Here is a 19647-nt window from a genome sequence, read left to right on the forward strand (position 1 = left end):
TAATATTCCTTATTTTGATAAATTGAAACTTCATGGAAATATTACAATGATTCTTATATCATATTAATAACTAATAAATGAAAACACTGATATCAAAATGGGATCAAATGAAAATAGAAATCCTTCACTATCAAATATTTGATAAACTTTCTAACACTTTAAATTTTCGTCTTACTGCAAAAGAATTAAACTTATCAATTTCTATAGTTTCAAAGAAAATAAAAGAATTAGAAACATACTATAATTCTAAATTTTTTTATAGAACTACAAGATCTGTAATATTAACTGAAACAGGTAAGAATATATTACCTCGAATTAAAGAGCTTATGGCTATTGAAGAACAGATAAAGCTTGATCTAAACAACAATTATCAATTTGTTGGCAACTTAAAGATAGGAGTGCCCTTTTCATACTTTGAATTTATCTTAAATAAAGTAAACTCATATATATCAAGCAATAATAATGTTTATATAGACTGGAGAGTTGGAAACTATCTGAATAGCCTTTATGAAGATAACTTTGATGCTATAGTTTTTTGTGGATCACTTCCTAGTGGTGATTTTTATGCAAAAAAAATAGGAGAATGGAAAAAAGTTGTATGTGCATCACCTAATTTCATGAAAGATTATGGGGTACCAAAAAAACCTGAAGAGTTAGAAAAATATGCTTGTTTAGATCACTCTGCAAATTTTAAATCTACTTGGTATCTGGATAAAGAATATAATATAGATTTAAAGCAAAAATGTTCTTTTTCAAGCTTACTTGCCAAAATGGCTATAAATTCTTTAGGAATCGTATATCTCCCATCATTTACAGTTGAGGACTATATCAAACAAGGCTTATTAGTAGAGATTTTAGAAGAATATACCATTGAAAAATTTGATATATATTTAATATCAAAAAATCCTTTTTCAGAAAATAAGAAAGTTCAAGAAATATTAAATATGATTATATGATATAAACTCAAACCATCTCCAAAGATCATCAGCTAGGTTAAACTGTCTTTTTTGCCCATTAGTTGAAATAGTAACTGATCTTATAGATTTCATAGCTTTCTCAATCATTTGAGCCTTAGCTTGATCTGGCATTACATACCTAACCTTTGTTATCTGATTAGCTTTTATCATTTTTAAATATTGCACTATTATCTGCTGATAGCGATATTTACTTTTTATAGTTCTCTCAGCTTCTATAGCTATCTTTTGATTATCTTGCGTAATGATAATTGCATCAGGTCTTTTAACATTCTTACCACCAAACCATTCATCAGTTAACCATCTACCACTAATATATTTGTGGTTTTGTCTAATTGCTTGTAAATGTATCTGCTGACATAGAAACTTATGTAATAGTTGACTATGTTTAAGTTTACTTATCTCAAAACCTCTTCTATCAAGATGATTAGTTTCAGCCATACCTTGTGAAGTAATACCAACTATCTTATAGGTTTTATTTGGTTCTTCTACACTTGGTAAATTTATCTCTCTAGCAAAACCTAGTTTTTCTAGTCTTTTGATAAATCCACCAATACCTTGAGATGAACTAATTCCAGTGACTTCTTTCAATATTTGTCTATTGGTATACACTTCATCAGCTAAGAAATTTAAAGCAAACTCAATTCTTTTATTACCTTGCTCTATAAGATCTTTTCTACCTCTAGTCTCAATCATAAAGCCTCCATGATGTTTTTATTATCATCTTTTGGATTTATATCAGACTGATAGGACGTTGCCTGTATAAGAGTGGGGTATTCAGTGTCACTTGGATATTTAAGTATATCTGTTTGTACTAGCTTAGCCTCCCCTTGTCCAATAAAGATACCTACTTTAGCAGGTAAGTTTTCAAGAAGTGTTGAGCTAAATACATTTGTCTTTTGTGATGTTTGAATAGTTTCTGCTATTTGATCTAACTCTTTTAAGGCTTCATTTCTTTTTATATGCTGTCTCTCAACTTTGATGATTTTTTCACCAGTCATTTTGCTAGCTTTAGCTGATATTTCTTCATGTGGCTGTTGATAGATAAGCTTTAATGAGTTTATCTTTACAGCTGTCATAACTGATTTACCATTTACATCAGAATCTATACCTTCTAGACTTTCAAATGAAGTCATATTCATGAGCATAGTACAGCCTTTCTTTCTTATCTGCTCTATAGCTGACTTAACAGACTTATTTACAAACTCTGCAAATTCATCTACAAACAAAAAGACATGTTTAGATCTATTTGGATCTCTATTTTTAATTATTTGTAGAATCCTTATAAAGAAAGCTTTACATAAATATGTTATTTCATCATCTGCTGACATCTCTGGACATGATATATAAATAACATCTCCATCCTCGATAGCATCAGCTATTGATAGACTTTCTTGAACTTTAAACATTTCAATATTTGCAAAATTAAGAAACTCTTTTACAAATTGCGGTAAATTACCATTATCATCTTTTAAAGCTTCTTCGCCATACTTATCAAATACTTTTTTATGCAAATCATACATACAACTAACACCACCTAGCTCTTTCTCATAGTAGTTTTGTCTAGCATCCCTAGAGAATTGAGCATAATAGTTACCATCTGTATCTTTGATTTTTAAAGATGGAAACAATAAATTAGTTAGCTCTTTAAACTCATAGGGACTACAGTTTTGTAATAAGTCAATTTGCGGTCTGTTATAGTCCTTAAAGTTGATCCAGTGGAATCTTTTGCCCATCCTTTCAGCGTTATGCTTTAGATTTTTCATAACATGCTCATCATTATTAGGATCAAAAGCTATAACTGGATAACCTTTATTAATCATTTGCACTAAAAACGATTGTGAAAAGACGCCTTTACCAGAACCACTTGAGCCAACTATAGCAAAATGTGGTAATTCTCTATTAATGATTTTTCTATCATTGATATAAATAGGTTTAGCTTTATTATCTATATCTCTTGCTATAAAAGTATGATGATTTTGAAAATACTTACTTGGGTCAAAGTTTTTAAGATTACCAAGCTTGTATTTTAATTCATCAAGCTCATCTTTAGAACTAGTTAACCCTTCACTTCTTTTATTGCTAGAAGCTATGTTAGAAATATAATCACTAAATACTGGCTCTATTTTTCTAGGGTATACAGTTTTAGATAAGACTATATGAACTATTGCAACTATAGCTAGTGTCATATAGAAGTATACTAAGTTAGCCCAAATATAATCTTCTAATAAAGAGTATGCTTTTATGTATGGATATTGATTTGTTAAAGTAGCAACTCTATCAAATATATTTCCGTAGAAATCCATGAAATTCATAACTTTAGATACATAGACTGCTATTACCCAACCAACTCCTATTAAAAAGCATGCTAAAACAAAAATAAATAATGCTTTGATGCTTAATCTTAAAGCTTGAACTCCAAAGGTTTGTTGCTGAGACTTGAGCATTGTATAGCCAATGTAATATGCCACGCTCATAAATGGAAAAAATATCACTGCTCGCCAAAGCCAGCCATAGTTAGAATAAAATCCAAAACCTCCTGATATTCTCTCCAAAATTGCAAATAGCCCTTGTAAATTTGGGCTTCTTGCCGAAATTAAAATTACTATAGCTGAAATCACTGGTAATAAAATCAGCATGAATGGTAGTAGTTGTATATTGATACTATTTTTGTTTGTATATGTTTTTTGATTTTTCATAACTATTATATATTCCTAAAATTAATTATTTACCTAAACGGTCTTTAAATTCCAATACATCTCTAACAGTTGCCATACGAGTAGAATTAATTGATACATTTTTTAGTTCTCCTAGTTCAAATAACCTATCTACTGATTTATTAGTCTTATAATTCAAAACTAAGGCAATTTGTTTTGGAGTTATTGGTAAATCAAGTATTGTATTAACTCTCATATCATAACTTTTCAACTTAGTGCTATATTCATCTACAATCGGTTGAATAATTTCAACAACTTGCTGACTCAGTAATTTTTCTAAGCTCATAGCCTAACTCCTTGCAACTTCTGAAGAACTCCAAAAAAATAGTTCTGATTAGTTGTTTTTATTGATTTTTTTGCAATAGCACTTTCTGTATGAATACATGCATCATACACAACATTTAAATTATCCTTATTTGTCTCAAGTACATTTTTTGCCAATTTATTTGATAACCCTAAATGCTGAAGATAATTCACCAAATATTGAGAGTCTAAGCCTTCAATAACCTCTATGTTTGTATGTTCTTTATTACTTTCTTTATTAGTATTGTTTATATGTTTATTATTAATAGCTGTTGGTTTTCCACATGTGGGTTTTATCATTTTGGATTTTTCCATATGTGGATTTTCAAGTTTTGGCTCATAATTTATAAAATACTCTCCTGTACCATCGCTATATTTTTTATAAACTACCCAACCAAGTTTTTTTAACTCAGCTAAAGCATTACGGATTGATGTTTCACCATCTTTAATTTGTCTCGACATTGAAAAAATTGTAAAGTTCCAATCATCTGGCTTAGATACCATATGCAGATATAATCCTTTGGCTTTCAATGATGTATTTAAATCATCAATTAAAATATTAGGAACTTGTGTAAAAGGAACCTTTCCTTTTTTTAATATATTTTTCCTCATCTTTATAAACCTATAGTTTTCTACATAACGCAATACTATAATAAAAGTTTTCTTTAATCAACAACTTTTAGTTTATTTTTTAGAGATTTTACAGAATTATAGTTTACTTGATTATATACTTATACTTTTATATACTCTGAAATGCAACTAGGAGTTTATTATATGATTACAATGAATGATGTAAAGAACGAGCTAGCTAGAGCTGGTATTACGCAAAAAGAGTTCTCAGAAATGTTAGGAGTTAGCCTTACAGCTATACAGAAATGGTTCAATGGCACATCACACCCAACCATGAAAAGATACACTCAAATACTTGAGGTTCTTGGTCTTGATGATAATAATAAAATAAACAATCAAACAGCTCACAAAGGAATTATTAATAATAATGTTGGCGGATCAAATAATTCTTTTGGAAATACTATATCTGGCGGAAATAATGCATTTGGAAATAACTCAAATGTAAATATTAATGAAAGCCCAATAGCAAAAAGCAATGCTGCTTTTTTAACTATACCTGTTATTAAAAGAGATGATGTTATTACTCTTAATGATGCTCGTGAAATTGATACAATTTCATTAAAAGCTCCAAATAGTATAAAAGATAAGTGTTTTGCATTTAAATATAATGGTACAGATATGAGGCGAGATAGTAACTCATTACTGCCTGAAGACTATGCAAAATACTCGATAGAAGATAACTCTTTAATAGTTTTTGATAGCTCAGATAACGCTCTAGATAATCTTAACAATGGAGATCTCGTGGTTTCTATTGCTGACAATAAAGTAAATGTTAGAATTCTATATAACAATGGTTATGAAACAACCTTAATGCCATTAAACTCTATAGCTCAAGTAAAAGATACAAATCAAGAGCTTAATAAAAATAGAATTGTAGGCAAGGTATTTTTGATTAGAAAAGATAGATGGTTAACTACATTAATATAAAAATAAAATGTTTCTGCTAAGAGCATTACCATGTTGAAAAAAATGCATAATCGTATTACTTTATAAATATACACAATTGAAGAATAAAAACTCTTGTCAAATCATTTAACTGTAAATTCTCAACGCTCTGATACTATCAACAATAATGCTGAAGTAATAAACATAGATAAGCAATACAACATATCAGACTTACCGAAAGAAATAGTCGAATTAATTGAGCTAGAAAAGTTAACTCTAAAGGAAGACCTTGACTACCCTACCTTCAAAGCTCTTTGCCAGTATTCATACTTAAAAGTTAAAGAATATAACTACAACAAAAAAGAACTTGCTAACAATGATTTTAAATTCAAAGAGATTAGATTTCATAATGGTGAAATAGCCATAGGTTTAGACAAATTTATTATTTCTTGGAGCTTTCTACCGTATTTAAAATATATATCAAACATATCTACTCCCTGTGTTATCAGCGGTAAAATTCAATCCATATATAAGTGCAATGACGGGTATATTTTAAAAAAACAGTTTGATGAGAAAAGCAATCACTCTTTTAAAAATCTATATATTAAGCTGAGAAACATAGAATCTATAAGCGGTAAAATAGTTCATTGCTACGGAGTCGCTGGCAAAGTTGATGATGAAACATTAGTCTTTTATCCATACAATAGCTATGTTGTAACTGAGCCGTGCAACAATAATTCTAAACCAGATTTGAAAATTACAGGTCTTAATATTGATAACCAATTAGATATTTTCTTAGACAGAAATATTCCAATAGCTTTAACACAAGAACAAGAAGACAAGAAAAAAACACCCTTAAAACCTTTGGATCACCTAAAGGCTTTCTGGAAATCATTGTTTTAACAGTCTCAATACCTTTATAACAGATCTACAGCCGACTTCTTAACATCTGGCGATAAGTGAGCATATATTTGAGTAGTTTTAACATCCGCATGTCCTGCAAGCTGAGCTACCGTATATATTGGCACTCCCTTCATAACAAGCATTGAACAGAAATTATGCCGAAGGTCATGAAATCTGAAATTTTCAATACTAGCCTCAGCTATAAAGCGTGTCCATGATTTTTTTATATTATCTAAAGCAGCTCCAGTAACTGGTGATTTAAATACAAGCTCACTTTTACCAGTTGTTTTAAATTGTGATAACATTTCTTTTACTTCTGAATGAATTGGTATAGCCCTCGACTTTCCACTTTTAGTATTTTTAGAGTCTAATATTATCTGATTAGTTGTATAATCAATATCAGACCATCTTAAACTAAAAATTTCTCCCCGCCTCATACCAGTATAATATCCAATAGTCACTATACCCTTTAGCAATATATTTCTTTGCTTGCTAAGAGTATCTAAAAATCTTTGAGTTTCTTGCTTATCTAAGTATCTTATTTTAGATGAAGATACTGACTTTAGCTTCAATTTGCTAAGGCTATTACTATCCATATAACCAAACTCATAAGCTTTACTAATAGCTCCTTTTAAACAAGCCATAATTCTATTAACACGACTATCAGATATGCCTGCCTCTTTTTGATACTTATAAAGAATGCCACTAACTAGGCTTGGTGTTATGTCTTTCAATCTTGTATCATGTATTGACTGTAACTGCTTAGTTAAAATATCATTATTTGTCTTGTAGGATTTTCTATTATCTTTATACCAGTCAAGATAAAAATTATCTAAGTACTCTTTAAAAGATATATCCTTGTTTTTTTGAGATTCATCTGCCTGAATATCAACCCCTTGAGAAATTAACCCATTTAATCGCTGTGATTCTAACTTTGCCTGAGTTAATGTCAATGAATTATAGTTTGCTATTGTATAGCGCTTTTGTACTTTATTTTTATTTCTATAATTTAACCTCCATGTTTTACCTCCAGAAGGTGTAACTCTTAAAACTAATCCTTTATACTCAGGGTCAGTATAATCGACTATATTATTTGATGGCTTAATCTTATTAAGTTCACTTTTAGTAAATTTTATATTTGGCACTTAGCTAATCATAGGTAACAAACTGGGTAACACAAATTATAAATAATTACAGTTCTAAAATATATAAAACTTTTCAAAAACCTTTATATTGCAACACTTATGATTAAAAGATAGGTATTAGATATACAAATATAAGTACATTTTATAGCATTCATAATGCTGGGGTCGGTGGTTCAAGTCCACTCATAGCTACCACTTATTTTCCCCAACAAAATATTTTCAGATTATAAAGTTAATATCTACTTCTTGTTTATATTTTTTGATTTCAATATGTGACTTAGAAAAGCTAAGATAGACATACAGAATATAGTTATTACAAGAACAAAAGTATTAATACCAAATAATTTACCAATAAATGAAGCACATAGACCTGAAAAACCAATCTGAGCAAAACCAACTAGTCCAGAGGCTACTCCTGATTTATCTTTAAATATATTTATTGCAGAAGCTATCCCCAACGGTAAGACTATGCCGTTTGATATTGAAACAATGGACATTGGTATTATTATTTCAAAAGCATAATTCATACTCGACAAAAAATAAAAAGCTGTAAACAATACTCCACCAATTAAGAAAGATAGCAACCCAATATAAAATACTTTTTCACTCCCCCAAATATTTATTACTTTCTTACTAAAAAAATTTCCTAAATAAATCATTATCGCAAGAGGTATATAAAAGTATCCAACAGTATATTGTGAATAACCCATTTGATTAAACAAAAAAGTCGACTGGGATAAATATGTAAACCATGCACCATATACTAAACATACAGGAATAAGATAACTCAAAAAAGCATAGTTTGATATCAGTAAAGGATAATCATGAAAAATATATATTATCTTCTTTTGCTCTCTATTATGATTCGTTTCTTTCAAGAATAGAAAACTTATAATGAATAATACTATGCCATATATTGCGACAAACTCAAAAGTTGCTTGCCACCCTAGAAAACTAGAAATATATCCACCAATTAATGGGGCTATTGCAGGTGAGATTGCAACTATTGGATAAATTATATTATATATTTTTGTTGCCTCACTGAGATTAAATTGGTCACTAATAGTTGCCCTTCCAACAACCAAACCTGCAGAAGCTCCTATCGCTTGAACAAATCTACATATTATCAGCACATGTACAGAAGAAGATAAACCACAGCAAATAGAAGCAATCGTATATATACCAAAACCTATTAATAAAGTCTTACGGCGTCCATAAATATCAGATAAAAAACCTATAAATATCTGAGATATAGCAAGTCCAAATAAGTAAACTCCCAATGTTAACTGTAATGACGAACTAGTTGTTGATAAAGCTTTTGATAAACTAGGCATCGCTGGCACATATATATCGGAAGCTAATAATCCCATGCTACTCATCATAGCCAAGATGACCATATACCTAAAAAAGTATTTTTTGTCTTTTATATACATTTTTTTTAAAATACTCCTAACTTATTTAACCCAAATCTATCGCAAGTAAGCTATTTGCAACTCTAGGAAATCCTGCAAATGGAGATACTAATAGTAAAGTTTCAACTATCATATCTTTAGAAGCACCAAGATTAATAGCAGCTTCTAGATGCGACTGCACTTGTGCTTGGCAGTCACCTATTGCACAACATACAGCAATTGTAATTAATTCTTTTGTCAGCATAGACATCTCAGTATCTCTAGCAAAAATACTTTCAAATGCAAAATCAAAAGTTAACTTTGAGAAATCTGGGGCTATTTTCGATAAAGCTTTAATCAACTGTTCTCCAGCATGTTTACCATGTAACTGATTAAATAATTCTCTACCATCTTTACTAAAGTTTTCACCATTAATTAAATTCCTAAAACCTAGTGATGATTTAGTAGGTATAAAATCCTTAATATCAAAATCACCTATGTCATTTAGATAAAAAGGATCATTTCTAACATATTCTTTTGCTGACTCAAGATCCATTACTGAAATGATGAACCCTCCGGAGCGGTTATTATAAGGGCCTGATGCCAAAATTAACCCATCATCATAAAACTTTGAAAGATAATCCATGTGTGACTGTCTATATTTATCCACAATATCTAAACTTTTCTTATATTCAACATTTATCAATATCATCTTTTATCCTAATTACTCATGTTTCAAATTAACATAGAAATATTACAATGATTCTTATATGATATTAATAATCAAAATATAGAAACACTGATATCAAAAAAGAATCAATGAAAATAGAAATTTTACACTATAAAATTTTTGATAAACTCGCTCACACCCTGAATTTCAGACAAGCCGCAAAAGAATTAAACCTATCGATATCAGTAGTATCTAAAAAAATTAAAGAACTAGAAACATATTACAACTCCACTCTCTTTTACAGAAATACAAGATCAGTTTTTTTAACCGAAACAGGTATCAATATATTACCAAGAATCAAAGAGCTTATACTTATTGAAGATCAAATCAAAACAGATCTTAACACTAATTACCAATTTATAGGAAATTTAAAAATAGGCATTCCTTTTTCATTTTTTGAATCAATTCTTGATAAAGTAAAGCTTTATACAACAAATAATGAAAGTGTTTTTGTTGAGTGGAAAATTGGAAACTACTTAAATAGATTATACGATGAAAATTTTGATGCTATTATTTTCTGTGGAACTCTACCAGATGGTGACTTCTATGCAAAGAAAATAGGAGAATGGAAAAAAGTTGTATGCGCTTCACCCGATTTCCTCAAAAGTTATGGGACACCAAACAGTCCAAAAGACCTAGTAAATTACCAATGCTTAGACCACTATCAAAACTTCAAATCTACTTGGGGAATATCTGGTAAAGAATATAGCATAAATTTAAAACAAAAATGCTCTTTCTCTAGACTATTAACCAGTATGGCAATTAACTCACTAGGAATAGTTTATCTCCCATCATTTACTGTAGATGATGCAATACAAAAAGGAGAGCTTGTAGAAATTTTTGAAAAATATACCTCTCAGAGATTTGACATTTTCTTAGTGTCTAAAAAGCCTTTTTCAGAAAGTAGAAAAACTCAGGAAATTTTAAACATGCTTTTATGAGTATCTTTTTCCTATATAAAGCCTATATTCCTAAACCATCTAAAAAAGTAGCTATATCGTAAACAGTATTTTGCTCACTAATCTCATTTGAATGAAGTGATATTCTAAAGTATTTGAGCACTCCGGCAATGGGTGCCCCACCAACAGGTCTGCCTGATGGTGTTTGATTATAAAATACAAAATCAACTCTTTTAGGGTTAAATGTTTCGATATTTTCCAAAACATATTCAAAACCAGACCTTGGTAAAAACACTCTCTTAGTGTTCAAAATGTAATACCAGCTATTATTAAAATATGAATATTTTCCTTCTGTATAATCTTTTGGAGGGGTATAAAAACTATCCAATCCCAAAAAGTTGGGATTTTCTATAAATTCTGACTTATATAGGGCATGTAAGGCCGTATTAACACAATCATAAGATATTCCACCAGTATCTCCAGAGGTGCGCATATATTCTAAATCTCTACCTATTACCTCAGCCATTTTTTTAATTTTATCCTTATCTACACCATATACCAAAAGAGTATACGTAGGTCTATAGTTCTGCTGACCTTGTGATAAATGTCCAAAATAATCTTCATAAGAAACCTTTGCTGGCATCATTAGTTTCTTATTCTTAGTAGTATAAAAATTATAAAAGCTAAAATTCTCGAGCTGTCCATGTTTAACAGTTGCTTCACCTAAAACAAAATGTCCTCCAACTGTAACTAGATCATCGCCTTGACGACCCGACAAAGAAATAATCAAAACATGATCACCATTTTTAACTTTTGCATCATCAAATAAAGTAGCCTTAAATGGCTCTAGATTTTTACTAAGAGCATCTTCCATTAAAGTATCTGTCACAAACTCTACATAATCCTCTTCGATAAGTTTTTTATAGTTACTATCTAAAGGGAAGAGGTTATTTATACTCTCAAAAACATTACTAATCACAATCGCTGATATGTAAAGGACCCCATGATCAAATTCAGCTATAACATTAACTTTCTTATTAAGATAGTAGTCTATGGATTTTTGATCAAAATGATTACCCCTAAAATCAACTGCTTCTATAAATTTAACAGGAATATCTTGATCATCAACCTTCAAATATAGGTCACGATTTTGTCTAACCAAAACACCTGTTAGTCGCTCGCTCCCACTAATAGCAGTCGGGACATCATTAATATACAAAGTATTATCATTAATTTGGTTTTGACTATCTATGAATACCAACGTATCAAGATAAGCCATACTTTTTGATTCACTCAAAATACTTGAACTACCTAGTACACTATACTCTCTATCTTTTGTTACAAGCTTCAGATTATCATTCTGTAAACTTAGTTTACCTATAAGTGCCCATGAATAATTTGATTCCATAAGTAATAAGAAACAAATAAATAATCTACATAAAATTCTTTTCATGTTATTTCTAAACCTAAAAATCATAAATATAAATAAGGGATTTAACTACCTAAAAAGGTAGTGCTATCATAGCACAATTTCTCAAGAAATATAGTTACAAAAAGTTTAGATATCTTTAACAGCAGATAACGCACTTATCATTTCTGATGTTAAATTATTGAAGCCTTTTGGAGAGTTTGGAGTAAAGATTACATTTGATTTACCTGATTTTGTCATATTTTCTAATGTATCTAAATATTGATACATCATTACTAAAGATGAAATATATTCAGAAGAAATATTTCCGCCAGTTCCCTCTTTGACATCTTCTATCGATACACGCAAACCTCTTGCTATTGCTTTACGCTGCTCTGCTATACCTTCACCAAGTAGCTTCATTGACTCTTTTTGCCCCTCTGCTTCTTTGATTTTGATAAGCTTCTCTGCTTCTGCTTTTGCTTTTGTAGCCTCAAGCTGTCTTTGCGCAGCATTAATCTCGTTCATCGAACGCTTAACATTTTCCTCAGGATTAATATCAACAACTAATGACTTAATTATCGTATATCCATAAGTACTCATTTCTTCTGATAACTCTTTTTTAATATCTAGTGCTATTGCATCTTTATTTTCAAAAGACTCATCCAAACTCATACGCGGTAGTGATGATCTAATCACATCAAAAACATACGACTCCATTTGCGCTCTGGCATTTGTTAGCTTATAAAAAGCATCCACAGCCTTCGACTCTTCAACTAGAAACTGTACAGAAACTTTCATGTGTACAAATACATTATCTCTTGTTTTGGTCTCTGCAACTATATCAAGCTGTTGTACTCTCAAACTGACTCTACCAGCTATTCTTTCAATAAAAGGTATTCTAAAATTAAGTCCAGCACGCTGGATTCTAACAAACTTACCAAATCTCTCTATTACATTTACTGACTGAGTCTCAACTATACTTATTGAGAAAGCCAATAAGAATATAGAAACTATTACCAAAAATATCAAAAAAAACATAACATCTCCTCTTATACCTTATGTAAACTATGACTGTGGAAAATCTACTATTATAGTATAGTTATCTTTACCATCTTTTTGCCAAACAAGTAAATCATGCCCTGAAGCAACTTTGCCATCAGAACTTGTCCAAATAAACTTTAATATGACTAGCTGATTATTTTCATCAAGGCTTCTACAATACTCATAGTTAAGTTTTAACTTACCCATATCTCTTTTACCAGTTTTATTTACAGCAAATCCATCAACGTAATGCTTTAACACAGCATCTTTACTTGTATAAGGTTTACCTCCGCTCATATACATAAAATCATCATCATAGAATGATACAACTTTATCAAGGTCAGCCGCATCCCGGGCTTGCTCCATTTGCCTAGCTTTAGCTCTTATTGAATCAAAGCTTTTATCACTACAATCCGTAGCAGTTGCACTCAAAGCAATCAACATTGTAGATATCATTATCAATATTTTCTTCATATATACTCCTAGTCTAAAAGTGATAATACTGTCACATCTTTTATTAAAATCTTAGGGTGTTCCTCAAACGGTCGAAAACACTCAAAATGTAATACAATTTTATGAGGCACTTTTCTAAATTTCTTAGTAAGTTTAAGTTTAAAATTATCCATACCGCCCCATTTTGATTTTTCAACATTAACACTCTCATGGGTATAGCCACTATCATCTATATAATCATAATCTGGTGGAATAAGAAACCATCTATATCCATCTATCGAATCTACAGGTAGCTCAACATTAAAAGTATAGTGCCTACTATCTAGAATGATTGGTTTTGTATATATCTTTTCTATATCTGCTTGAGTCATTTCTGCCAATCCTAAGCAAGGAAGAAGCAACAAAAACACTAGTATCTTATACATTTTCTAAGTTTAAGCTTACTACCTATATAAAATTATTATATACACAAAAGCACTCTAAATGCATAAATTTGTTCTAATGTATTTTACTAATTATCTAACAATATGATTTGATAGATATCTATATTTCTAGGTATTTTGAGTATATAATTATTGCTGTTATAAATACACATGACAATTTTTAATAAAATGGCTTTGGAAAAATTTGAACTTGAACTAGTTTCATTTAAAGATATTACAGACAATGTTAGACATTTCGTATTCAAAAGAACTGATGGTAAACCTCTTAACTTTATCGCTGGGCAATTTATTACATTCCTATTAACAGATCAGGAAGGTAACCTAAAACGCAGAAGCTACAGCTTAGGCTCACTACCTTCTGATAATATGCTTCTAGAAATAGGTATCACTTATGTAAAAGGCGGTGTAGCAACTGATACTTTCTTTAATATGAAAATTGGTGATACTGCTCCTGCTATGGGACCAGCGGGTAGACTTGTTCTAAAAGAAGAAGAAATTAATAAATTAGTTCTGGTTGGTACTGGTACTGGTATTGTACCATACAAAGCAATGTTCCCAGAGCTGTTAGAAAGGGCTGACAACACTGAAATACATATACTACTAGGAGTCCAATATCGCAAGGATGCTCTTTATCAAGATGATTTTATAGAGTTTGCAAAAAAGCATGATAACATTCACTTTAAGTTATGCCTCAGTAGAGAAACTCAAGATCTTAAAAATTATGAGATCTCTGGATATGTTCAAAATCAATTTGAAAGTATAGGGCTAAACCCTGAGACTGATATTGTTTACGTTTGTGGCAACCCCAATATGATTGATCAATCATATGAGATGCTTACAAATGCAGGTTTTGGACCTAAGAGTGTACGTAGAGAGAAGTATATTTCTTCGAATTAAGCTTGATACTGTGGATATTTTAAGCTACAATCTCTGAGCTATTCTAATAAGGGATATGGTGCTTAGATGAGATAGTCTAAGTGGCGATGTCAGATTATAAATATAAGGAAACTATAAAAATGAGACAAGAAATTCATCCTAAATATACTGAAGTAAAAGTAACTTGTAGTTGTGGAAATACTTTTGTTACTAAATCAACTTCTGGTAAAGATGCTATGAACATCGATATCTGTTCACAATGTCATCCGTTCTACACTGGTAAGCAAAGAATTGTTGATACAGCTGGACGTGTTGATAAGTTCAAGAAGAGATTCGGTGGTATCAAGAAAGTATAGTTTTTTACTTCACTTGTACCATAATAAAAAACCAGCCTTGAGCTGGTTTTTTTTATGCCTATCAATTTATACAGAAATAACAAATTAAAACAAAGTTTAACAACACCCTTTTGAAGATTCGTAATACCTATTAATATATTCGTCTAGAGATATGCTATCATTTGCAACCAACTCTTTTTCTGCAACTTCAGACTGAGAAACTTGACTTTGTAGTTCAGACTCAACATCTGCTGATAGCGCATAGCCTCTGAACTCTTCAGATGCTTTTTGAGATACCTTTAATGCAAAATTTTTATATCCTTGCTCCTCTGCAATCTTAACTATTTTAGAAGATGGTGTTTTATTAATATCCAAAATCTTTTGCTTTTCTAGATATACTACTTCAAGATACTCAGATGACATCTTTTCTGCCGTTGCTTCAATCTTATCAAACAACTCTAATGCATAATCCTTTAATAAGACTTCTCTAGCATCACCTAGTTTTTTTAGCTTAAGCTGTGGATTACGACCCTGTATTGCCACAGCAGTCAAATTTTGCTTAGCCTGCTTGATTTGTTCTTTACTATATCTTACTGCGCCTTCCTCCAAACAAGTCATCAACATTGCTTCAACGAAAAGAGCTGTATTTTTACTTATTCCAACTGGAGTAAACGGGTCAACATCAAGAACTCTAACCTCAATATACTCTACACCTCGGTTATATAATGCACATGCAGGTCTTTCACACCTTTTAGCTATCTGCTTAGGTCTAATCGCACTGTAGTACTCATTTTCTATCTGTAAAATACTCTCGTTTAGTTGCACTCTTTGACCTTCAGCATCATATAAACCCAAATTTCTATAATCATCAAAAATATCATCAGTCGCATGTATCAAATCTTTAACATAAGATTTAACGTTATTATATGATATAGCCAGATCCTTTTGTGCTGGACTCGTATAACCAAGATCACTCATTCTCAAGCTTGTAGCATATTTGCCAACAAAAAACTCATCATCTAAATCTGACAAGTAGTTAGGCTTATTTTTAACAGAAGTCTTAGCACATATTGGACTAGCTCCAAATAGATATGGTAATAACCACATAAATTCAAAATATTTATTAAGAACATCAAAATAAACATCAGAAACTGAACTTTGCTTATCACTAGCGATATTTTCTATCAGCTTTCTATCAAAAGAGAAATTATAGTGTATGCCTGAGATTATTTGCATAATCTTACCATATCGAACAGACAATCCCTTGCGATAAACTCTCTTCATCTGTCCAGAGTTCGAACTACCAAAATCAGCCTCTTCTATTTCACTTTCATCAGCTGAAAGAGGCATACTAGTATTAAGTATAATCTCATTATCTGCCATATTCGCTAATGTGAAAGCTGAAAGGTCATATAGCTCACAAAAAGTACTTTCTATACTCTCATGAGGTCTAGTAATCAACTCAAGAAGATTCTCCGAAAAATCAACAGTTATACTACTATTAGTTAGTTTATGCCCAAGAGCATACGGGTGGCACGAATCAGCAAGCACTCCACTACAAGTGATTCTCAAAGTTTCTCTTTCTATTCCCCTAAGATTATTTATTTTTTTGAAATCGTACATTTTTATCCTAAATAAATTTGTCCTGATAGCTTGATAAAACTATTACTGTTTCAAATCTTTCAAAGATCTAAAACCTCCCAGTACTATCATAACTACAGAATAAGCAATTATACCACTAGACACTATTAGAGCTATACTTTTGAGTCTATCAAACATTGATAAAGTAATCCAATAACTATCACTTAGATTAAATGATTTTAATACTAAAACCATACATATACTAGCAATTGTTATCCTAAAAATTGTCATCAAATCTAAATAACTATCAACAAATAATCTAATATTAAAATCACAAAGCACACACATCTGAATAACCAAATTGATTAATGCGACAGAAGAACTTACCAACGCTAAATACAAAAATGCATGATCATCTTTTGCAAACAAATTCACAACTAGCATATCAGCGACTATCGTAATTATTAGACACATTAGACTAATATAAAAAACTATTGAGGTTTTATTCTGTATGTAAAGCGCTGAAACAACTACTCTGACGATTACAAAACAAAACAATGATACTAAATAACCAAGCAAAGCCAGATAAGTAAAATCGACATCCTGCAAATTAAACTTACCATAGAAAAATAGTGAAATAACGATAGGCTTAGCCAATATAAATAGACCTATAACGGCAGGAATTGTTATTATTAAAGTAAACCTCATAATAAAGCTTAATGTCTGGAAAAATTTCTGCTGGTTTCTTTTATAGTTAATCAGGTACGGAATCATAACCGTTGCTATAGCTGTCCCAAAAACCCCATATAAAAATTGATTAACTCTATCTGCATAATATAGCCACGCCAAGCTTCCAGATAGCAAAAAAGATGCAAAAAATGTTTCTATCAATCCATTTATTTGTAATATTGCTGTTCCGAAAAATGCTGAAGGAAGTTTTTTTAAGAATGTTCTTGACCTGGGATCTTTAACCAAAAACACATCTTTATTAAGCTTAACCTTACCCATTAATCTTTTAAGACTATATCCTCCAATGATAACTTGGATAATCCCTGCTAAGAGAACCGCATAAGCAACACTAAAGATAGGAACATCAAACATTGATGAGATAATTATACCCACTATCATTAAAATATTTAGTACAATTGGTAAGATTGACGATATTAGATATTTACTATAACTATTTAAGATAGCCGATATCACTCCCATAACCCCATTGAATAACAAGTATGGGATCATGATCACAAACATGCTTTTGACTAAACTCAAAACACTTCTATCATCAACCAGGCCATATGCATATATTTCCACCCAAACATTACTAAAGACTATTGCTACAATAGTCAAAACCAATAACAATAAAGCTATGAAATAAAGTACAGTTATAATAAACTTTCTGTTTCTATCATTGGTATTACCATTTAAATATGGATTAATTATTTGTGTCAAAACACCAGATGACGTAACCTTACGCATGAATTCAGGAAACCTAAAAGCTACCAAAAACGCTTGTAAAGCTGATCCACTACCAAAAAAACTAGCTAATAATAAGTCTCTAACAAAACCTAATAATTTCGATAAAAATAAGAATACAGATACAATTAAGCTATTTGAGAAGAACTTTTTCATTTTCTCAAGTCACAGAGATACTCATTAAGATTAATTTGACTCTACTTGTGTTTTTTCACTAACTTGCTGCTGAACCTCAGAAGATTCTTGCTTTTGCCCTTCTTGTTTAGACTGAACATTTGGATTCCAATATACCTCTAAACTCTCCTGCTCTTTGACAGCTAATTCTTTCTCTTCTGCTGTAAGCTTTATTTTAGCTAGCTCCTGTTCGGCTTTCTTTAATCCACTCTTATCAGAAAGATTTGGCATACAGTACTGATTGAACTGACGCCAAAAACCTAGTAGTGGATTATTATATAACTGAATAGCCTCTGATAGATATGCATACTTAGCAACTTTATTGTCAGTCAACGACGCCATAATAGCAAATGCTGGTGCATATGGCTGTGTTATAGCTTCACGTGCATACTTATACGCTCGTTGCTTATCACCTTTAGCGATAAGTGCCTCTGCCATCCCAGCATGTTTAAACGCATGCTTACCTTGAGTAATATTTTTATACTCTGCATAATAAGCCTCTGCTAGGCCAACCTCTATTTCGGATGAATGATCTAAATTATATGCCTTCTGATACCACTTAATAGCATAGTTAGGGTTTTTAGGTAATCCACCAGTTCCATTTAAATAAGCATCTGCAATAAAAGCTCTACCCAAAGACATACAGTATGGATACTCTTGGATAAATTTTTGCTGATTGTTAATTAAATAAGCTCCTCTAGCTTCTAAACTACCATTAGCTATAGCAAGCTTATACCACTTATAAGCCTTAGCAACATTCATACCTGGTACTTTATCATTTCTTACATATAAGTTTCCTAGCTGATTTTGTGCAATATCATAGCCCAAATTCGCAGCCTTGGTTATATATTCAATCCCTTTAGGTTGATCAACCTCAATACCATCTGCTCCAAAGAAATATAACTCACCAATCAAATATACCAAATATGAATAAGACCTAATTCCTTCAGGATCAGTTGGGGCACCATTTTTCTCATAGAAATCAGCAGCCCAAAGAGCATAATCTAAAGCATTTTTATCACTCATATCAAGTTGAACATTTGCTTCTGCCAAAAGCCCTGTAGCTCTAGCATCAGTTTTAAGATATGGCTTACATGATTCTAAGACTCTTTCATACTCTTGATCGACACCATCTTTATAACACTCTTTTAAAGTTGCGTATGATGAACCAAAGAACATAACTGATAAAAAGGTGATTATAAACCTAACTTTCATCCTTCTCTCCCACAGACAAATAATATAAATACAAAATATTTTTAACAGTATAATATACTTTCATACCA

The 19647-nt window shown here is 31.0% G+C and carries 20 protein-coding genes; 6 read left to right on the forward strand and 14 right to left on the reverse strand.

The window, feature by feature from the left end:
* Positions 1 to 107: 107 nt before the first annotated feature.
* Entirely contained in the window at positions 108 to 956 is an 849-nt protein-coding gene (locus tag F0R75_RS07410; RefSeq protein ID WP_188030131.1) for a LysR family transcriptional regulator, read from the forward strand.
* Here F0R75_RS07410 and F0R75_RS07415 read toward each other — a convergent pair.
* From F0R75_RS07415 to F0R75_RS07430, 4 genes are read right to left on the reverse strand one after another with little or no spacing between them, the layout of a single operon-like run.
* On the reverse strand, positions 939 to 1670 hold the full coding sequence (locus F0R75_RS07415) for a TriL protein (protein ID WP_149377261.1): 732 nt from the start codon (positions 1668 to 1670) through the stop codon (positions 939 to 941). The two genes, F0R75_RS07410 and F0R75_RS07415, sit on opposite strands and share 18 nt — an antisense overlap.
* Positions 1667 to 3673, reverse strand: a complete 2007-nt coding sequence (locus tag F0R75_RS07420; protein ID WP_149377262.1) for a type IV secretion system DNA-binding domain-containing protein — start codon at positions 3671 to 3673, stop codon at positions 1667 to 1669. The genes F0R75_RS07415 and F0R75_RS07420 overlap by 4 nt, the downstream gene beginning before the upstream one ends.
* A gap of 25 nt (positions 3674 to 3698) precedes the next feature.
* Positions 3699 to 3977, reverse strand: coding sequence for a hypothetical protein (locus tag F0R75_RS07425; RefSeq protein ID WP_149377263.1), 279 nt, complete (start codon positions 3975 to 3977; stop codon positions 3699 to 3701).
* Positions 3974 to 4606, reverse strand: coding sequence for a helix-turn-helix domain-containing protein (locus F0R75_RS07430; RefSeq protein ID WP_149377264.1), 633 nt, complete (start codon positions 4604 to 4606; stop codon positions 3974 to 3976). Before F0R75_RS07430 ends, F0R75_RS07425 begins: the two co-directional genes overlap by 4 nt.
* Before the next feature lie 162 nt (positions 4607 to 4768).
* On the opposite strand from F0R75_RS07430, the gene F0R75_RS07435 reads away from it, so the two are divergent.
* Together F0R75_RS07435 and F0R75_RS07440 are read left to right on the forward strand one after the other, a co-directional pair.
* Positions 4769 to 5551 carry a LexA family transcriptional regulator gene (locus F0R75_RS07435; protein ID WP_188030133.1) on the forward strand — a complete coding sequence of 261 codons (783 nt, stop codon included), beginning with the start codon at positions 4769 to 4771 and terminating at the stop codon, positions 5549 to 5551.
* A gap of 93 nt (positions 5552 to 5644) precedes the next feature.
* Entirely contained in the window at positions 5645 to 6412 is a 768-nt protein-coding gene (locus F0R75_RS07440; RefSeq protein WP_149377266.1) for a hypothetical protein, read from the forward strand.
* A gap of 14 nt (positions 6413 to 6426) precedes the next feature.
* On the opposite strand, the gene F0R75_RS07445 is transcribed toward F0R75_RS07440, so the two are convergent.
* The 3 genes from F0R75_RS07445 to F0R75_RS07455 form a co-directional block, all read right to left on the reverse strand.
* Entirely contained in the window at positions 6427 to 7557 is a 1131-nt protein-coding gene (locus F0R75_RS07445; RefSeq protein ID WP_149377267.1) for a tyrosine-type recombinase/integrase, read from the reverse strand.
* A gap of 239 nt (positions 7558 to 7796) precedes the next feature.
* Positions 7797 to 8990, reverse strand: coding sequence for a multidrug effflux MFS transporter (locus F0R75_RS07450; RefSeq protein ID WP_013922070.1), 1194 nt, complete (start codon positions 8988 to 8990; stop codon positions 7797 to 7799).
* A 25-nt stretch (positions 8991 to 9015) separates the two neighbouring features.
* Positions 9016 to 9660, reverse strand: coding sequence for a carboxymuconolactone decarboxylase family protein (locus F0R75_RS07455; protein ID WP_088820812.1), 645 nt, complete (start codon positions 9658 to 9660; stop codon positions 9016 to 9018).
* Positions 9661 to 9767: 107 nt separating this feature from the next.
* Between F0R75_RS07455 and F0R75_RS07460 the strand changes: the two genes are divergently transcribed.
* On the forward strand, positions 9768 to 10619 hold the full coding sequence (locus F0R75_RS07460) for a LysR family transcriptional regulator (protein ID WP_149369165.1): 852 nt from the start codon (positions 9768 to 9770) through the stop codon (positions 10617 to 10619).
* Positions 10620 to 10641: 22 nt separating this feature from the next.
* On the opposite strand, the gene F0R75_RS07465 is transcribed toward F0R75_RS07460, so the two are convergent.
* The 4 genes from F0R75_RS07465 to F0R75_RS07480 form a co-directional block, all read right to left on the reverse strand.
* A complete protein-coding gene (locus F0R75_RS07465; RefSeq protein WP_149369164.1) occupies positions 10642 to 12030 on the reverse strand; it encodes a hypothetical protein in 1389 nt (462 codons plus the stop codon).
* A 105-nt stretch (positions 12031 to 12135) separates the two neighbouring features.
* Entirely contained in the window at positions 12136 to 13026 is an 891-nt protein-coding gene (locus tag F0R75_RS07470; protein ID WP_146421753.1) for an SPFH domain-containing protein, read from the reverse strand.
* Between the two features lie 27 nt (positions 13027 to 13053).
* Entirely contained in the window at positions 13054 to 13503 is a 450-nt protein-coding gene (locus F0R75_RS07475; protein ID WP_149377268.1) for a DUF4440 domain-containing protein, read from the reverse strand.
* 8 nt (positions 13504 to 13511) lie between these two features.
* Positions 13512 to 13907, reverse strand: a complete 396-nt coding sequence (locus tag F0R75_RS07480; RefSeq protein ID WP_149369162.1) for a hypothetical protein — start codon at positions 13905 to 13907, stop codon at positions 13512 to 13514.
* Between the two features lie 186 nt (positions 13908 to 14093).
* On the opposite strand from F0R75_RS07480, the gene F0R75_RS07485 reads away from it, so the two are divergent.
* Together F0R75_RS07485 and rpmE are read left to right on the forward strand one after the other, a co-directional pair.
* Positions 14094 to 14822, forward strand: coding sequence for a ferredoxin--NADP reductase (locus tag F0R75_RS07485; RefSeq protein WP_149369227.1), 729 nt, complete (start codon positions 14094 to 14096; stop codon positions 14820 to 14822).
* Positions 14823 to 14941: 119 nt separating this feature from the next.
* Positions 14942 to 15157 (forward strand): 50S ribosomal protein L31, encoded by a 216-nt coding sequence (gene rpmE, locus F0R75_RS07490; protein ID WP_013922062.1) that lies wholly within the window; start codon positions 14942 to 14944, stop codon positions 15155 to 15157.
* A 96-nt stretch (positions 15158 to 15253) separates the two neighbouring features.
* Here rpmE and gshA read toward each other — a convergent pair whose 3' ends face one another.
* The 3 genes from gshA to F0R75_RS07505 are packed head-to-tail and all read right to left on the reverse strand — an operon-like array spanning position 15254 to position 19579.
* Positions 15254 to 16759, reverse strand: coding sequence for a glutamate--cysteine ligase (gene gshA / locus F0R75_RS07495; RefSeq protein WP_149369161.1), 1506 nt, complete (start codon positions 16757 to 16759; stop codon positions 15254 to 15256).
* Positions 16760 to 16801: 42 nt separating this feature from the next.
* A complete protein-coding gene (gene murJ, locus F0R75_RS07500) occupies positions 16802 to 18346 on the reverse strand; it encodes a murein biosynthesis integral membrane protein MurJ (protein ID WP_149369160.1) in 1545 nt (514 codons plus the stop codon).
* 30 nt (positions 18347 to 18376) lie between these two features.
* Positions 18377 to 19579, reverse strand: coding sequence for a tetratricopeptide repeat protein (locus tag F0R75_RS07505; protein ID WP_149369159.1), 1203 nt, complete (start codon positions 19577 to 19579; stop codon positions 18377 to 18379).
* Positions 19580 to 19647 lie beyond the last annotated feature (68 nt).

The organism is Francisella marina, assembly GCF_008369785.1.
Lineage (GTDB): Bacteria > Pseudomonadota > Gammaproteobacteria > Francisellales > Francisellaceae > Francisella > Francisella salimarina.

What these genes read in the sequence shown, in the direction of transcription:
- F0R75_RS07480 (WP_149369162.1), bottom strand. Translation starts at nt 13,907, where the DNA reads ATGTATAAGATACTAGTGTTTTTGTTGCTTCTTCCTTGCTTAGGATTG.
- F0R75_RS07430 (WP_149377264.1), bottom strand. Translation starts at nt 4,606, where the DNA reads ATGAGGAAAAATATATTAAAAAAAGGAAAGGTTCCTTTTACACAAGTT.
- rpmE (WP_013922062.1), top strand. Translation starts at nt 14,942, where the DNA reads ATGAGACAAGAAATTCATCCTAAATATACTGAAGTAAAAGTAACTTGT.
- F0R75_RS07450 (WP_013922070.1), bottom strand. Translation starts at nt 8,990, where the DNA reads ATGTATATAAAAGACAAAAAATACTTTTTTAGGTATATGGTCATCTTG.
- F0R75_RS07475 (WP_149377268.1), bottom strand. Translation starts at nt 13,503, where the DNA reads ATGAAGAAAATATTGATAATGATATCTACAATGTTGATTGCTTTGAGT.
- F0R75_RS07485 (WP_149369227.1), top strand. Translation starts at nt 14,094, where the DNA reads ATGGCTTTGGAAAAATTTGAACTTGAACTAGTTTCATTTAAAGATATT.
- murJ (WP_149369160.1), bottom strand. Translation starts at nt 18,346, where the DNA reads ATGAAAAAGTTCTTCTCAAATAGCTTAATTGTATCTGTATTCTTATTT.
- F0R75_RS07410 (WP_188030131.1), top strand. Translation starts at nt 108, where the DNA reads ATGAAAATAGAAATCCTTCACTATCAAATATTTGATAAACTTTCTAAC.
- gshA (WP_149369161.1), bottom strand. Translation starts at nt 16,759, where the DNA reads ATGTACGATTTCAAAAAAATAAATAATCTTAGGGGAATAGAAAGAGAA.
- F0R75_RS07470 (WP_146421753.1), bottom strand. Translation starts at nt 13,026, where the DNA reads ATGTTTTTTTTGATATTTTTGGTAATAGTTTCTATATTCTTATTGGCT.
- F0R75_RS07465 (WP_149369164.1), bottom strand. Translation starts at nt 12,030, where the DNA reads ATGAAAAGAATTTTATGTAGATTATTTATTTGTTTCTTATTACTTATG.
- F0R75_RS07435 (WP_188030133.1), top strand. Translation starts at nt 4,769, where the DNA reads ATGATTACAATGAATGATGTAAAGAACGAGCTAGCTAGAGCTGGTATT.
- F0R75_RS07460 (WP_149369165.1), top strand. Translation starts at nt 9,768, where the DNA reads ATGAAAATAGAAATTTTACACTATAAAATTTTTGATAAACTCGCTCAC.
- F0R75_RS07455 (WP_088820812.1), bottom strand. Translation starts at nt 9,660, where the DNA reads ATGATATTGATAAATGTTGAATATAAGAAAAGTTTAGATATTGTGGAT.
- F0R75_RS07505 (WP_149369159.1), bottom strand. Translation starts at nt 19,579, where the DNA reads ATGAAAGTTAGGTTTATAATCACCTTTTTATCAGTTATGTTCTTTGGT.
- F0R75_RS07425 (WP_149377263.1), bottom strand. Translation starts at nt 3,977, where the DNA reads ATGAGCTTAGAAAAATTACTGAGTCAGCAAGTTGTTGAAATTATTCAA.
- F0R75_RS07415 (WP_149377261.1), bottom strand. Translation starts at nt 1,670, where the DNA reads ATGATTGAGACTAGAGGTAGAAAAGATCTTATAGAGCAAGGTAATAAA.
- F0R75_RS07420 (WP_149377262.1), bottom strand. Translation starts at nt 3,673, where the DNA reads ATGAAAAATCAAAAAACATATACAAACAAAAATAGTATCAATATACAA.